Here is a 14,635-nt window from a genome sequence, read left to right as displayed (position 1 = left end):
ATTCGTAGACGGCTAAAGCATCCCATAAGTTTTATTTTCGAGCTCAAATCCAAATCCTTAAAAAATATACAAAAATACTATCACCCTTAAGGTCGCATCGGAATATTATTATAGTGAAAGGGGGCTTTATACATGAATTCCAGAGAAAAATATACTGGCAACAAAGAAGAATTTTATTTTTTCTTAAAAGATGAAGTTATAAAATTATTCAAGGATAAACTTGCAATAGAAGGAAACCGTGTTTTAATACCTGATAATGAGGAATTAGATTATCAAATTAAAATTGATTCAGATGAAAATTACGGTGATTTTACAATTAAAGTTAAATGGGGCGAAAAACCTGAACAACCTGAAGACATTCAAGAAAACAGCAACGAAAACGAAGATAAAACCTTTGAGTTTTAAAAAATTTTAACATTACCTAAGGATGCATTATAAAAATATTAATTAATATTTTCATCTATTAACTAAACAATCTTACAATGATTTCTTTTCCTTAATATTCAATAATGCTCCTTAGGGTTCCAAATATAATTCTAAATTTATAGGATTGCAACCACAATTCTCTTTAATAGATTCTCATTATTAAATGTTTAGTTTTAATTTCATAATATATAAAATTAAAATATAAAATGGAATATATTACAAAGAGCAATTTTAATATAAATAGCTTTTCTTTTTATATTTATAGGAGGGATAACAGTTAATATTGTTATCCGCTCAGAGATTTACAAGGAGGCATTTCATGGAAGAAGAAAATATAAATTTGATATTAGCCCAATATGATATTACTGTAACTAATATAAGAAATGAATGTAATAAGGGTAAAAAGGCGGTTTGGTGGATAAAAACACTTCATGGTGATACTATTTTAAAAAAACATTCCTGTTCAGCTAAAACACTTGAATTCATACTTGCCGCTGTGGAACATTTATCTAATAACAAAGTTAATCTTCCTAAAATTATTAAAACAAAACAAGGCACTAAGTTTATAAAAGGCATTGATTGTTGCTACGTGTTAAGCGAAGCTATATCTGGCGTCACACCAAATGGGGACAAACCTCAAGAATTAAGAATGGTTGTAGAACAATTAGCTAATTTTCATTCTGCATCTAAAAATTTTGTACCCCCAAGTGACTGTAAGATAAGAACTCACTTAGGCATTCAAAGAGAAGAATTTCAAGATCAGATGACTAAATTAAAGAATTTTTATGATGTGGAACACTCTAAACCTATACATTCGCGATTTGGTGAAATTATCCTTAGTGTATTTCCTTATTTTTATAAAAGAATGCAACTCGCCATAGCTGAAAACGAAAAATCAGGTTATAACAAATGGGTTGAAGCTGATAAAAATCTAAATTCCCTCTGTCATCAAGATTTTACCGCTAGTAATCTCATTCTTACAAAATCCAAGGAAATATTTGTTTTAGATATAGATTCCATAGCTATTGATTTGCCTACACGCGATATCAGGAAACTTTTAAATAAAGTAATGAAAAAAAATGGCACATGGGATTTAAACCTAACAAAACAAATCCTACATTGGTATAACACTGTAAATCCTCTTGAACCTTGGAAATGGCAAGTCCTAAAGGAAACTATAACCTTCCCTCATCTCTTCGTAGGTATTATGAGTAAATATTATGAAGGACGCGAAGCTACTTGGACTGAAGATAGATATGTTGAAAGACTAAAAACAATGATAAAAGTAGATAAATCTATAGATCCAATTTTACAAAACTTTGAAAGTATTATTCCTTCATAGGTTAATATAGGAGGCATTTATAATGGAAAACGACTTAACTAATTATTTAGAGCTTGGTAGAAAAGTTCTTCTAGAGTATAATATAGCACCACAAAATTTACAAACAATACAAAGTAAGGGACTTAAAACATTGTGGAAATTCACGTATAAAGGTACTACATTATGTCTTAAACGCTTGAAGCATTCATTGGAAGAAGCTCTTTTCTCTGTTAATGCTCAAATATATATATTGAATAATGGTGGTAATGTACCAAAAATCTACCCTAATTCTAATGGGAATTCTATTACGCAGTACAATGGACAATCATTTGTATTATATAGTTGGATCCATGGAAGAGATATGAATCTAGATAATCCTAAAGATTTAGCTTTAGCTTTGCAAGCATTGTCAAAGTTCCATATTGACTCAATTGGATATGAGCCACCCACAACTGCCTTAGTATCATCTAAACTTGGAAAGTGGCCAAATCAATATGAATCCATGAAAAATAGAATGCTAAAAATAAAGGAACTCTGCTTACAAACCCCTAATAATACAGCTTATTCTACCTATGTAAATCAAGTAGATCCTATCATAGAAATTTGTAATAAAACTATTAATTTAATTAATAAATCTCCTTATAGTGCTTTATGTAGTATTGAGCAAAAGGAATCCTGTTTATGCCATCAGGATTTTGGCACTGGCAACGTGATGCTTTCAAAAGAAGGAGCTACTGTTATTGATTTAGATAGCGTAACTTATGATTTGAAAGTTAAGGATTTAAGAAAGATTATTGGAAAGAGAATGATGAAATATAATGATTATAGTATACAAAATATTGAAGCTATTTTAAAATACTATGAAACAAATGCTACCCTAACATCTGAGCAAAAAAAAGTTTTAAAAATTGATTTAATGTTCCCGCACTGGTTTTTTGGCTTAGTAAAGACATTGTTTAACAAAACAAAACCAATAGGTAGTGACAAAATTACTTCAATTTCAAAGTTTGAACAAAATAAATTTTCAATATTACAGAGATGGCTTTAAGAGGAGTGTTTTTATGAAAATAGCATTTATTTGTACAGAAAAGCTTACCTTCCCTCCTATTAATGGGGGGGCAGTTCAAGTATATCTCGAAGGAGTTCTACCTATAATATCACAATATCATGAAATAACTGTGTTTAGTATACAAGATCCTAAACTACCTAACATTGCTTTTATTAATGGAGTAAAATATATACGATTGCCCGCAAGAAATACAGAAGAGTATGTGCGTGGTTTAAAAAACTATCTTACAAATGACTTTGATTTAGTGCATGTTTTTAACAGGCCACGTTGGGTTAACTTTTTAAGTAAAAACTTAACTTGTGCCTTTAGTTTAAGTTTGCATAATGAAATGTTTTTACAAAACAAAATCACTGTAAGCTTAGCCAATGCCTGTGTTAATAGAGTCAGTTTTATTACAACCGTAAGCCATTTTATTGCCAATGGTGTAAAAGCTTTATATCCTTCTGCTGCTAGTAAACTTTATCCTGTGTATTCTGCAGTAGATTGTAATATATATAAACCAATTTGGGATGATGATAAGGATTCTTATAGAAATAATTTGCGTGCAAAATATGGCTTGCAGAATCATAAAACAATATTATATGTAGGTAGATTAACGCCAAAAAAAGGTACCCATATAGTAATAGATGCCATGAATTCTGTTATGGAATCACACCCAAATACCGCACTAATGATTATAGGGAGCAAGTGGTATGGTGGAAATGAATCTAATGCTTATATAGAATTATTAAAGAGAATATCTAAAGAGCTAAAAGGACCAGTTATTTTTACAGGTTATTTAAGCCCAACTGAAATTCCAAAATATTATAGCGTAGGAGACATCTTCGTGAATATGTCTCAATGGCAAGAACCCTTAGCAAGAGTTCACTATGAAGCTATGGCCGCTGGATTACCTATTATAACCACTAATCGTGGAGGCAATGCAGAGGTAATGATTGAAGGCGTAAATGGCTTTGTAATAAATGATTATAAAAATCCAAGGGTGCTAGAGAATAATATAGTTCGTCTTTTAGATAATAGTGATTTAGCACTAAGACTAGGAGTGAATGGCAGAAAAATAGCACAGGAAAAGTATAATTTTAATAGACTGGCTAAAGATTTATTAAAACTTTTTGATAGTGTTAAATAATTTTTTACTATTTAGTACTTTATTACTAGCGCCAATCTTACCTTATAGTTTGCTAAAATTAAAGCATGTAAAAAGTTATGAAATGTAGGCTTAACACCTAAATTTCATAACTTTTTTTTGTTTAACTCAAAGGTTATTACATCAGAAATCCCCACTAAGGTTCAATGTTCTAAAATTTATTATACTACTTTAAGCATTAAACCTTCTTTCTATTGAATTGTGTTAGTAGATATGTGGAAATTTCATTTAATGCCTCATCTGCTTTATTTGTAATCCTGCCCATAGACATAAAGCCATGTGTAACACCTTTATATCTGGTAGAAATCACATCTACACCTGCCTCCTTTAATTTATTACCATAATCTTCACCTTCATCTCTTAGTGGATCAAATTCAGCTGTAATTATAAGTGTATCAGGTAATCCCTTAAAATTTTCAGATAATAGAGGGGAAGCATATTTACTTTTTCTATCTTCTAATCTTGGAGTATATAGTGATATAAATTTCTCAGTGTTTTCCTTTGTAGGGTTATAATCCATACCAAAATACGACCAAGATTTAGTATTTAGCTCATAAATATTTGTTGATGGATATATTAGTACTTGAGAAATTATGTGGGGCCCATCTTTATCACGTGACATTTGAGAAACTGCAGCGGAAAGGTTGCCGCCAGCACTGTCCCCTATAATACATATTCGACTAGAGTCCCCATTAATACTCTTAGCATTTCTATAAACCCATTGGAGCACATTATATACATCATTAAGTCCTGCTGGAAAGGGATCTTCTGGTGCTAATCGATAATTTATAGATACAACTATAGCCTTTGAATTTTTTGAAAGCTTCCTGCAAATATTATCAACTTCATCAATATTACCACTTACAAAGCTGCCACCGTGGGAATAGATTATCAAAGGGAAAATATCGCCATTAGCAGGCGTATATATTCGCACTGGCACTTGATTTGTATCTGTTTTTATATCCATATTTTTAATATTGGAAAAAGATATAGGCTTAGGGCTCCATTTTGTTGTAGCCTTATGTAAGGCTATACGTATTTCATATATTGATTTTTCTTTTAGTAAACTAGGGTTAAAATATTTTTCTATTTTTGACATTACACCAAATATTGTATCAAGTTTACCATAACTTGTTGTAGTCAAATTTTTAAATGAAAAAGAACCGATTATTATAATAATTAAGACAACCACCGAAAAAAATAAAAAAAATTTCTTTTTCATATTATACCTCCACAATTTATTATTAGTAGTATGCCCATATAAATTATAATAATAAGTTATGGCTTCGGACTTGATTTAAAACTTGGCTACTAGTGAAATTTTGAAAAATTCTTCATAATCCCTGTAACTATCAATGAATAATACGTAAATATATACACACACTAAATAAAAAACGAGGTGCTATAATGGATAAAAAATTAAGCCTTATAATGTTTAGCGGAGAGTATGACAAAGCTTTAGCAGGATTAATACTGGCAAATTCGGCTAAAGAATTAGGAATGGAAGTATCCATGTTTTTTGCTTTCTGGGGTCTACTCCTATTGAGAGACCCTAATATAAATATAAGCGAAGGCAAGTCTTCACTAGAGAAACTTATGGGAAATATGGCTCCCAAAGGCCCAGATGAATTACCTCTTTCCAATATGAATTTTAGTGGTTTAGGGAAAAAAATGCTTGAAGCTATGATGAAGGAGGATGGAACACCAACTCTTTCAAAATTCCTTGAGGGCGCTGTAAAAAAAGGTGTTAAGTTCTATGGTTGTAAGCTTTCAATGGAAGTTATGGGCTTTAAAAAAGAAGAACTCATTCCTGAATTAGTGGTAATTGAAGCTACGGATTATTTAAAGGATGCACTTCAATCAGATATACAATTATTTATATAAGGGTAAGCATTGAGTACATAAATATTAAACATCTAGATTTCAGATTTATCTGCTATCTAGGTGTTTTTCTATATAAGCCATTATAATTATTAGTTAAATCTAATATTTAAAAGTAATCACAAGTTTTAGCTCACTTCATATAATATTAATGTAAATAAAAATTATTAATGAGGTGTGATTATTGAAAACATATTTAGAAGATCCTATGCAAGATATGTGGAAAATGGGTGGTATGTACGGAATGCCACATATGAAGGATATGCAGAGCATGTACCCAATGATGGGTGGTATGAATGAAATGAAACAGATGATGGATATGCAAATTATGTATCAAATGATGCAGAGTATGTGCCATATGATGCATAGCATGCATCATTTAATGATTATGCAGAGTATGTACCCTATGATGTGTATGGATGAAGCGAGTCAAATGAAACCTATGTATATGCAAGATGATAAGAGGCAATTTCCTATTCCAATGCTAGTAAATTTGGAGCAGCTATCACCAAATCAAATTCAAATTAGCTATGATAGAGATGTTGATATGAGTCTAGGAATGAAGCCAACTAATTACTGGATCCAAGATACAATGAATGCTATACCCCAAGGCATAGCCACACTTGGTAAAAATGATAAGGTTAATGCTGGGAATTCACTTACGGCTAGTAAGGTTAGAATAGCGTCAAAGAATGGCTCAGCAAAAACATTTATATTAACTTTTAATAGACAGATTCCTAGAGGGGCAGAGTATATGCTAATAATTTGTTATGTAACAGTCAAAGGGGCACCTCCTTACAGTGGAGATAACGGAATGGCTACTTTTATTGGTAAATAATAAATATGAATTAATATAAATAGTATGATTATATTTACCGTATCATTTAGTGCAACTAAATAATACGGTATTTTTATAGGTTTCACACAAAGTATATAAATTCAATGTTCATTCAATATTCATTAGCCACTTTGTGCAATATTTATTAAATAACTTAGTAGTTATATACCTTTTGTAAATATTTTCAATAAACGTAAATAGTGGTTTGCTTCACGTAAAGTATGGTCAGCTAGCAACGGTATTATTATGGACTTGATTTTACATTCTAACAATCCTTGCGTACCTTGTGCCTTAAACTTACTTATTTCCATAGTAGCTTTAAGGCTATCCTCTGTAACTTTTGAAATTGGGATTGTCTTATCCATCGCTTCTTTTGACTCTCTTGTCAACTTATCAAACTCATTTCCGAAGTTGTTTGCTGTAATTATAAGCTCATTTTCAGTGGGGTCAAGAAGTCCACGGATAAATTTAGAGTGTTCAGCCATAATTCTATTCCAGAATGTTTCTTGCTCATAAGCATCTCTCTCTAGGTTGATTTCCTCACGATTTTGCAGCCTTTGTATTAACTGAAAATAAAATTTTGCTTCTCTCAAAATATGATCTATAAGTAAAGGGTAATTATTTGTAAATATTCTACAAGATATAACCTCCGATAAAATCATAGTCTTAAACTGCGCTAAAGCTTTAATTAATCCCATCGCTCTCTGATTAAGCATAAATACTCTTTGTTCAAGCATATGATTGCCACTCATTAATGCGTCGTTGCCCATTAATCCTGCTTCTGATTTTGTTAAATTTATGGGGATATTCACTCCTGTAAAATATGCTGTAGCCATCTCAGCTTTTAATGTAAAAGGTGTTATTACTTCACCAGAATTTAATACACTAGTGCTAACAACACCATTAGAAAGTGATATAGCTTCTGCTAAAAGTCTGTCAAACTCCATTCGGAAGTTATCCGCCTGGTTGATGTAATTTGAGTCCTTTTGTGTAAAACCTATTTCTAAAAAAAATGAGTGTTCCTTCATAATCCTTGCAAAGAAAAGATGTAATTCCAGCGATTGTCTGATGAATTGAGTATTAGATAGCATAGTATACTCTCCTTATTATAAAATTTTATTCGTTATTATTATATTAATTGAATACATAAAAGGTTCCTCTTTACTGTAATTTCTTTTTTACATATACACCTTCTTATTTTTAATTGAGAGACCCATTGGAACATTTATGGGTACAGGGCATGTTGATGGCGTTGTAGAAATGGATGAACCCTTTGTAGATACGATAATTGCTATTTACAAAGGTAGAGAACCTATTTTTAGATAATTTAATCCCTTATACTTGAAATTTATGTTATTATTAGTGTATAAACAAACTATAATTTAGTAAACACTTGTAATTTATGGCGTAATTAAATAATTAAAGAGAGAAGGTAATTATATGGAAAATAGAGAGTGTATAAATTGTAAAAATCAAATGAAAGAAGCATGGGTAAGTACTGGGGCAGGAGTTCTTATAATTGAACAACCAATTAAAGGGCTAAAGCGAAAAGCGTGTGGTATAGAAACATATGTATGTTCAAATTGTGGGCATGTTGAACTTGTTGCCAAAGATAAAGAAATCTTTAAATAAACAATATTCTTATTAGTTCATCAATCACAAATTTACGATACTTTAATAGTTAGGGAAAAGTATATGGGCTTGTCCGTTTATGACAAGCCCATATTATATTCTTTTATCCTCAATATTGTCTAACATAGCCTTAAATAAAAAACATCTACATAACAGATAAATCTGAAATCTAGATGTTTAATCAGGTATTTACTTATTTGATATATAAAGATACATTTTTAGCATGCTGCGCATATGTTTTAGCAAATACATGCTCATTAGTTTTACTATTTAATACATAATAAAGATAATCAGTCTTTGAGGGGTGAATAGCAGCATTTATTGACTTAGTTCCTGGATTACATATTGGTGATGGTGGCAATCCTTTATTTAAGTAGGTATTATACGGAGATTGTACTACTAAGTCTTTATTGTATAGCTTGTCTTTATGTCCAATTATATATAGAATTGTTGCATCTATTTGCAAGGGCATATTTTTATTCAATCTATTGTAAATAACACTTGCTATCTTTGGCCTGTCTACATCTTTTACTGCTTCTTTTTCTATTAAAGATGCTGTTATTACAATATTTCTTATACTTAGTTTGTTTTCTGTTATATATTTTTTATTAGGTTCAATATTCATTTGAAAAGTTCTAAGCATTTTATTTATAATTGTTTTACTTGATACATTCTTTGAAAAAGAATATGTGGCAGGATATAAGAAGCCATCTAACTTATGTTTATCATTTGGCAACCCTTTTAAAAACCAGTAATCATTGTCTGTCCAGTTTTCAGCTTGGTTTATAAAATCTTTTTCTGTAACCAATCCTGATTTTTCCAACTTTTGTCCTATTTCTTTATTTGTATATCCCTCTGGTATTGTAACCATTACTGTATTAACTTTTTTATTCAACTTATTTGCTAAGTAAAATATTCCATATGATGCTAAAATAAGAACAATAATTATAAATATAGATTTTTTAAATTTCATAATTATAAGGTTCATAATTGTCTCAACTCAGTAGGTTGATAAGAACCAGTTTCAACTCCTTTTTATTGTTAAATGTATTTTTAGTATAACATAAATGAAGACCATCATTATTTAATATTCTAAGAACGAACTTATATAAATGCCTCGGTATAAAAAAGAGATACCTATAAAGAGTCAGTATAAAATTATATTTAAGCAAGCATAATATCTTTCTTTATTATATAATTCAAATATGGAAAGTAAAAGTTGTTAACACAGTGATAATACTAAATAAATTTATATATAAATTAAATACTTTGTCGTTTTGTGTAACTTGGTGTATAATTAGTGCATAGAGTAAAATTACTAAACTAATTAAACCTTTTGGAGATGAAATATATGAATAACCACGAAAATATTAATTTAAGTATATTTTTATATAGATATATGAATCAGTTAATTAATAAAAACAGCAAATGTAAAAAAGAAAAAACAAGTAACATGGAAAATAATTTCAAAGAAGAATTGAAACAACATTTTAGAACATTAACTCTGAATGATAAAAATAGTATGGAATTGGATATGTATTTGGATAAAAATAAAATATAATACTTTTTCAATGTAATACTGAATATATTAAGATTAAAATTAATATTAAACATCTGGATTTCAGATTTATCTGTTATGTAGGTGTTTTTTTATTATAAGCTGGCGGAGCATTAATAGCTTATGCTACGTACAAATCAATACAAACGTTCCCTAAGTATTTTGATTATATAGCTAACTTCCTGTTAAAGATATGGGAGATGATTGTTTTTAAAATTGAGGTGTTAAAGGGATAAATGCGAATGCAAGTAAACAAGAAACAGAATCAAAATTGATTCTGTTTTTTTATACTATGTTGTTTAGGTATTCTCCCTTCACAAGGTACACCTATCTGACATTTCCCACAACCATATCTTGGCTTATATTTTTCAGCTGTTTCATCCAAAAATTCAGAACATATCATGTGATTTTTACCTTCTTCTATGGATATTGCATTAACCGGACATTTTTTAACACATGCACCGCACATTGAACAATATTCATAGATGTTTTCGTACTCTCTCTTGCCTGGCGACAAATATAATTCTGTGATAATACTACCAAATCTTCCAGCTACACCTTTTGAAGTTATTAGACCTTTAGAAAGCCCAAATGTTCCAAGTCCACATACAAATGCCGCATGTCTTTCAGACCAATTGCTTGTAAATGATACTTCAGAATGTGCAGAGGCAGCATTTAACGAAGTTTGTGCCCAGAACCTTTCATCAAAAGAAGGCACTATACTATTATATCCATCCTTTATCAATTCTGACTTTAGATATATACATAACTTATTTATAAAAGCTTGACCTTCAATACGTCCATGCAACCATTCTTCAGAAGGCCATGATTTTTCTTTATCATTTCCCCTTTTAACCGCTTGACTAAATGGTAGAAAAAAGGAGATAACTGACTTTGAAGCTAGTAACCATTCTTTAGGGTGCATAAAGTGTTCCCCAATTACAGAAGCTTCTTTAAATAATGTAAAATATTCATCCTGGGGCGAAGCAAATCCAAAAATTGGTGCTTCAAAAATCTTCATTCCCACAACATTTTCAGAAATAGCAATTTCATGTGTTATATAATTGTCTTTTGAGTTTTCAACAAAGTCCGATGCTATTTTAATTAGACCATCTTTGTTCATTTCACACCTTCCCCTCTATATTATAAAATACAATTTTAATTAATCTTATGATATAAATATAACACATAATTATTACTACAGATATGGAAACTATATCTTACACCTCACCTCTTAACACAGTTCAGCATATACTTTACTAATAGATAACTTATAATATCCTATATTTTAAGGAGATTTTATATTATGGATGAGAAAATGATGTTTAAAAATATATGTAACCTGAGCAATAGTGAAATTGCTCAGAGATATACATTTCTAGGTGAAGGTTTGTGTAGAGAGGTATACTCCATTAATGATGATTATGTAGTTAAAGTAGCAAAGTTAGATGATGGCAGCTATCAAAACAGAGTAGAAAACCATGTTTATACCCACGCTACCAAGGATTTGCTTAAATACCTGTGCCCAATAGTATGGTTTAAACCTAATAGAATCATAATGAGAAGAGCAATTCCACTTTCTAGTTTAATTAAAGACAAATATATAGATCTTAAAACAATCCGTCCAGAAAAAGAATCATATGCTGATTTAAACAAATTAACAAATAATTTTATGCTTCTTGCTGATGACATCATTTCTACAAGCTCTTGGGGAATTTACAATAATGAAAATGTATTAATTGATTATGGTTGCACTAGCTATTTAGGAGATACACTTTATACTCTTTTCTATAATTGGTAAAATATTAAGAAACACTCATAACTAAATGAGTGCTTTTTAATTATAGATTAAATTTAATTAGCTTTACCAGCATTATTAACTAACACTTAACTGCAATAAACTCAATGATTTCAATACCTCATGGATACTTCTGTTAAGCGCCAAGTTAAATTCTTATTAAATTTCACTAAATTCTTATTAAATTTAATTTGTAAAAAAAGGAATTTGGGAATAAATGGAGAATATATCCTATATAAAATTAGGAGGCGAGCAAAATGATATATGATGCATTAAAAGTATCTAAACGGTTAAACATTAGTACAGTAACTGTTTATGCCAAGATGAAATTACCTGAAATAAAAGCTTTTTTAATATTCCACAATGGGAAAACATGTGTAGATGAGGAAGGCCTAGAAGCAATTAGACTATGTCTAAAATATAATCAAACTGCAGATGAGGAAGTGGCTGCTACAGAGGTAACTCAATTAAAAGAAGATATGATTGATATACTTAAAAATAATATTGAGTTTCTTAAAGAGCAATTAGGTGTAAAGGACGGGCAACTCTACGATATTAATAAATTATTAGAAAATACACAGATCCTATTTAGACAAGATCAAGAAAAAAATAAAGCCATATTATCCTTACCTGACACCATTAAAGAACATGATATCCAATTGGTTAATAATCTAACTCAAACTCTTGAAAGACAAAAAATCAAAGCAGCAGCTGAAGAAGAACTTCATAGGAAAAAGGGAATTTTCCAAAGATTATTTGATAAACAAAAATGAGTACTCCTGAAGGAGCACTCATTTTTTATTTTTCGCCTTACTTCTATCCAATATTGTCATTAAAACCGATATTTTTTTAAAATTTAACATATACTACACATTTTATTCATTATATTGTCACATTTCTATGTTATTATTTAAATATAAATTAAATATTGATTAAAGCGAAGTTCCCCCTTTACTTTAATATAGAAAACTGTGAATAATATTCACAGTTTTTTCGTTGTTTATTGATATAAAAAAATTCTCTCTTTCTTCTGGTGTTAATCTATTATTTTACCCCTTTAACTTTTATAATATTTTGATAAGATGATAATAAAGGTATATTTAAGCCATATGCTTTAATTTCGTATTTGTTAGTAATTGTTAATGCCCAATACACATCTTCAGAACGTATTTTAAATTCAAGTAAACTATTAGTATTTTTAAATACCTTTATACTACCATTTTCCATTTGTGCATAAATTAAATACGTATCAATATTATCACGTCTTATTACTCGTTTATTTGTAATAGTTACTACATAAGTGTTTCTAAAAAAATGTGGAAAGCCTATAATTACACTTACTATTATAATAAGGATAATTATTACTTTTATAATCTTAGATTTTAAAAAAATTCTATTTCTAAATCTATAAGAATTATTTTTTATCATAAAATCTCCTTTATTTTAATAAATCCATTTACTTTAATTATTACTCCTTTATCTAGATATTAGAACATAATATATAAATATTTTCTAAAATAATTTTGTTTTAATATATAGTTGTCAAATATAGAGTGACCATTTTGTATGAATCGGATTTCAAATTAACTTTTCATTTATTTTTGCAAAAAATCTTATTAGTGTGGAATACTAAGTTGAGCATATTTTTTTGATAATTAATTTAAATATAAGGTGGTATATAATTCATGGAAAAACATATTCACAAAATTCATATTCTTATTTTGCTTTTTGTTTTAACATTAAGTTTAATTTGCTATAAATCTGATAATTGTTTTACCAATAAAGATATGTCTATTTCTACAATAGCTTCTGTAAATTCTGATAAAGCCGAAATTACAAAAGTACTCGAAAATATTTATGAAGATCGTTGCTCCATGTTTATTACTAGAGATATTACTAATCTCCCTAATTATTATGATACATCTCAAAAACTTGGAAAAGCGAGTTTGGATCATGAAGTGAAAAGACTTACTTATTTTAATGATTGGTCAAATCAAAGAGGTATGAATTTTATAAAAGTTGAATCTACTCCCAAAATCAAGAAAATAACTAATACAAAAAAAGGTCTTCGATTATTGGTAGATGAATATTATAAATTTGAGTATGCTTATAAAAATGATATAACACCTACTATAAATGTTTTTGGTGTAGGATTATCACACTCTATTGAACTAATAATAACTGGATATAAATGGATAATTTATTCTGATTCATATTTAGATTGCTTTGAAGATGCATTAAAATCATATTCTGGTGAAATAAAAAACTTCAAGCTTAAAGCTGATAAAGACCCTATTTACAAGCTCGAAAACTGTCCTAAAATACCATCTGAACTCAAGGTTGTTAACAATGGTGGTTATGACAAAATAAATGCTGTTAAATATGCGGATAAATACTGTGGAGTACCATGGGCAAGTGGAAATTCAACAAAATATAATAAAAGATACACAAACTATAACGGCATTGGTGGAAATTGTACTAATTACGTATCTCAATCAATTGGGGATAAAGAAGGTGGGGGGCTACCATTTGATGGTATTTGGTATTGTACTTATAAAAAAAATGATGGAGCTGACGAAAGCCCAGCATGGATTAATGCTGATGCATTTAAAAAATATTTGATTTATAGTGGCAAAGGGAAAATAGTAGGAAAAGGATCATTTAAGGAATTAATTTCTCGTATTCCTGGCTATCCCTGTGGTGCAGTACAGAAATTAGATATAGGCGATCTTATATGTTATGCCAAAGGTAATGTTATAGATCATTTTGCTATAGTTACTGGATTTGATTCTCATGGTTATCCTCTTGTTAATACTCATACAATTGACAGATATCGTGTGCCTTGGGACTTAGGCTGGGGAGATAAAAATATTAATTTCTATTTAATACGAGTAAAATAGATTTAATACGTTGGTTATAATTTCAAAAATATAAATAGAAGTGGAGGTGAACTCTGGTCTTTAAA

At 29.5% G+C, this 14,635-nt stretch carries 16 protein-coding genes; 11 read left to right on the top strand and 5 right to left on the bottom strand.

The window, feature by feature from the left end; all coding sequences use genetic code 11:
* Positions 1 to 132: 132 nt before the first annotated feature.
* The 4 genes from G9F72_RS10295 (at position 133) to G9F72_RS10280 (ending at position 3,945) form a co-directional block, all read left to right on the top strand.
* Positions 133 to 405 carry a hypothetical protein gene (locus G9F72_RS10295; RefSeq protein ID WP_164956335.1) on the top strand — a complete coding sequence of 91 codons (273 nt, stop codon included), beginning with the start codon at positions 133 to 135 and terminating at the stop codon, positions 403 to 405.
* Between the two features lie 340 nt (positions 406 to 745).
* Positions 746 to 1,768 (top strand): CotS family spore coat protein, encoded by a 1,023-nt coding sequence (locus G9F72_RS10290; protein WP_164956334.1) that lies wholly within the window; start codon positions 746 to 748, stop codon positions 1,766 to 1,768.
* Between the two features lie 22 nt (positions 1,769 to 1,790).
* Positions 1,791 to 2,795: a CotS family spore coat protein gene (locus tag G9F72_RS10285; protein ID WP_164956333.1), complete on the top strand. Its 1,005-nt coding sequence runs from the start codon at positions 1,791 to 1,793 to the stop codon at positions 2,793 to 2,795.
* A 13-nt stretch (positions 2,796 to 2,808) separates the two neighbouring features.
* On the top strand, positions 2,809 to 3,945 hold the full coding sequence (locus tag G9F72_RS10280; RefSeq protein WP_164956332.1) for a glycosyltransferase family 4 protein: 1,137 nt from the start codon (positions 2,809 to 2,811) through the stop codon (positions 3,943 to 3,945).
* Between the two features lie 196 nt (positions 3,946 to 4,141).
* Here the strand turns inward: G9F72_RS10280 and G9F72_RS10275 are convergent, their stop codons facing one another.
* The gene (locus G9F72_RS10275; RefSeq protein WP_164956331.1) at positions 4,142 to 5,185 is read right to left on the bottom strand and encodes an alpha/beta hydrolase; all 1,044 of its coding nucleotides are present in this window, start codon (positions 5,183 to 5,185) and stop codon (positions 4,142 to 4,144) included.
* Positions 5,186 to 5,370: 185 nt separating this feature from the next.
* Between G9F72_RS10275 and G9F72_RS10270 the strand changes: the two genes are divergently transcribed.
* Both G9F72_RS10270 and G9F72_RS10265 read left to right on the top strand, forming a co-directional pair.
* Positions 5,371 to 5,847 carry a DsrE/DsrF/DrsH-like family protein gene (locus tag G9F72_RS10270; protein ID WP_164956330.1) on the top strand — a complete coding sequence of 159 codons (477 nt, stop codon included), beginning with the start codon at positions 5,371 to 5,373 and terminating at the stop codon, positions 5,845 to 5,847.
* A gap of 181 nt (positions 5,848 to 6,028) precedes the next feature.
* Complete coding sequence (locus G9F72_RS10265; RefSeq protein ID WP_224676062.1) at positions 6,029 to 6,682, top strand: hypothetical protein; 654 nt, start codon at positions 6,029 to 6,031, stop codon at positions 6,680 to 6,682.
* A gap of 161 nt (positions 6,683 to 6,843) precedes the next feature.
* Here G9F72_RS10265 and G9F72_RS10260 read toward each other — a convergent pair whose 3' ends face one another.
* On the bottom strand, positions 6,844 to 7,773 hold the full coding sequence (locus tag G9F72_RS10260; protein ID WP_164956329.1) for a DUF2935 domain-containing protein: 930 nt from the start codon (positions 7,771 to 7,773) through the stop codon (positions 6,844 to 6,846).
* Positions 7,774 to 8,122: 349 nt separating this feature from the next.
* Here G9F72_RS10260 and G9F72_RS10255 point away from each other — a divergent pair, with 349 nt between their 5' ends.
* Positions 8,123 to 8,314 carry a hypothetical protein gene (locus G9F72_RS10255; RefSeq protein WP_164956328.1) on the top strand — a complete coding sequence of 64 codons (192 nt, stop codon included), beginning with the start codon at positions 8,123 to 8,125 and terminating at the stop codon, positions 8,312 to 8,314.
* 193 nt (positions 8,315 to 8,507) lie between these two features.
* Here G9F72_RS10255 and mltG read toward each other — a convergent pair whose 3' ends face one another.
* Positions 8,508 to 9,287 (bottom strand): endolytic transglycosylase MltG, encoded by a 780-nt coding sequence (gene mltG, locus G9F72_RS10250; protein WP_224676061.1) that lies wholly within the window; start codon positions 9,285 to 9,287, stop codon positions 8,508 to 8,510.
* 378 nt (positions 9,288 to 9,665) lie between these two features.
* On the opposite strand from mltG, the gene G9F72_RS10245 reads away from it, so the two are divergent.
* Complete coding sequence (locus G9F72_RS10245) at positions 9,666 to 9,875, top strand: hypothetical protein (protein WP_164956326.1); 210 nt, start codon at positions 9,666 to 9,668, stop codon at positions 9,873 to 9,875.
* Positions 9,876 to 10,137: 262 nt separating this feature from the next.
* Here G9F72_RS10245 and G9F72_RS10240 read toward each other — a convergent pair whose 3' ends face one another.
* Entirely contained in the window at positions 10,138 to 10,995 is an 858-nt protein-coding gene (locus G9F72_RS10240) for an ATP-binding protein (protein WP_164956325.1), read from the bottom strand.
* Positions 10,996 to 11,178: 183 nt separating this feature from the next.
* Between G9F72_RS10240 and G9F72_RS10235 the strand changes: the two genes are divergently transcribed.
* Positions 11,179 to 11,673: a hypothetical protein gene (locus G9F72_RS10235; RefSeq protein ID WP_164956324.1), complete on the top strand. Its 495-nt coding sequence runs from the start codon at positions 11,179 to 11,181 to the stop codon at positions 11,671 to 11,673.
* 254 nt (positions 11,674 to 11,927) lie between these two features.
* Positions 11,928 to 12,443, top strand: coding sequence for a hypothetical protein (locus G9F72_RS10230; protein ID WP_164956323.1), 516 nt, complete (start codon positions 11,928 to 11,930; stop codon positions 12,441 to 12,443).
* Positions 12,444 to 12,714: 271 nt separating this feature from the next.
* On the opposite strand, the gene G9F72_RS10225 is transcribed toward G9F72_RS10230, so the two are convergent.
* Entirely contained in the window at positions 12,715 to 13,098 is a 384-nt protein-coding gene (locus G9F72_RS10225; protein ID WP_164956322.1) for a DUF1523 domain-containing protein, read from the bottom strand.
* Between the two features lie 257 nt (positions 13,099 to 13,355).
* On the opposite strand from G9F72_RS10225, the gene G9F72_RS10220 reads away from it, so the two are divergent.
* Entirely contained in the window at positions 13,356 to 14,570 is a 1,215-nt protein-coding gene (locus G9F72_RS10220; protein WP_224676060.1) for an amidase domain-containing protein, read from the top strand.
* Positions 14,571 to 14,635 lie beyond the last annotated feature (65 nt).

The organism is Clostridium estertheticum, from assembly GCF_011065935.2.
In the GTDB taxonomy this organism is placed as follows: Bacteria; Bacillota; Clostridia; order Clostridiales; family Clostridiaceae; genus Clostridium_AD; species Clostridium_AD estertheticum_A.
The sequence above is the reverse complement of the archived record's forward strand: the minus strand, read 5'-3'. Positions and strand labels throughout refer to the sequence as shown.

Bases quoted from the DNA above. Each gene is read 5' to 3' on its own strand.
- G9F72_RS10280 (WP_164956332.1), top strand. From the start codon at position 2,809: ATGAAAATAGCATTTATTTGTACAGAAAAGCTTACCTTCCCTCCTATT.
- G9F72_RS10295 (WP_164956335.1), top strand. From the start codon at position 133: ATGAATTCCAGAGAAAAATATACTGGCAACAAAGAAGAATTTTATTTT.
- G9F72_RS10270 (WP_164956330.1), top strand. From the start codon at position 5,371: ATGGATAAAAAATTAAGCCTTATAATGTTTAGCGGAGAGTATGACAAA.
- G9F72_RS10255 (WP_164956328.1), top strand. From the start codon at position 8,123: ATGGAAAATAGAGAGTGTATAAATTGTAAAAATCAAATGAAAGAAGCA.
- G9F72_RS10275 (WP_164956331.1), bottom strand. From the start codon at position 5,185: ATGAAAAAGAAATTTTTTTTATTTTTTTCGGTGGTTGTCTTAATTATT.
- G9F72_RS10235 (WP_164956324.1), top strand. From the start codon at position 11,179: ATGGATGAGAAAATGATGTTTAAAAATATATGTAACCTGAGCAATAGT.
- G9F72_RS10285 (WP_164956333.1), top strand. From the start codon at position 1,791: ATGGAAAACGACTTAACTAATTATTTAGAGCTTGGTAGAAAAGTTCTT.
- G9F72_RS10240 (WP_164956325.1), bottom strand. From the start codon at position 10,995: ATGAACAAAGATGGTCTAATTAAAATAGCATCGGACTTTGTTGAAAAC.
- G9F72_RS10245 (WP_164956326.1), top strand. From the start codon at position 9,666: ATGAATAACCACGAAAATATTAATTTAAGTATATTTTTATATAGATAT.
- G9F72_RS10260 (WP_164956329.1), bottom strand. From the start codon at position 7,773: ATGCTATCTAATACTCAATTCATCAGACAATCGCTGGAATTACATCTT.
- G9F72_RS10225 (WP_164956322.1), bottom strand. From the start codon at position 13,098: ATGATAAAAAATAATTCTTATAGATTTAGAAATAGAATTTTTTTAAAA.
- G9F72_RS10220 (WP_224676060.1), top strand. From the start codon at position 13,356: ATGGAAAAACATATTCACAAAATTCATATTCTTATTTTGCTTTTTGTT.
- mltG (WP_224676061.1), bottom strand. From the start codon at position 9,287: ATGAAATTTAAAAAATCTATATTTATAATTATTGTTCTTATTTTAGCA.
- G9F72_RS10230 (WP_164956323.1), top strand. From the start codon at position 11,928: ATGATATATGATGCATTAAAAGTATCTAAACGGTTAAACATTAGTACA.
- G9F72_RS10290 (WP_164956334.1), top strand. From the start codon at position 746: ATGGAAGAAGAAAATATAAATTTGATATTAGCCCAATATGATATTACT.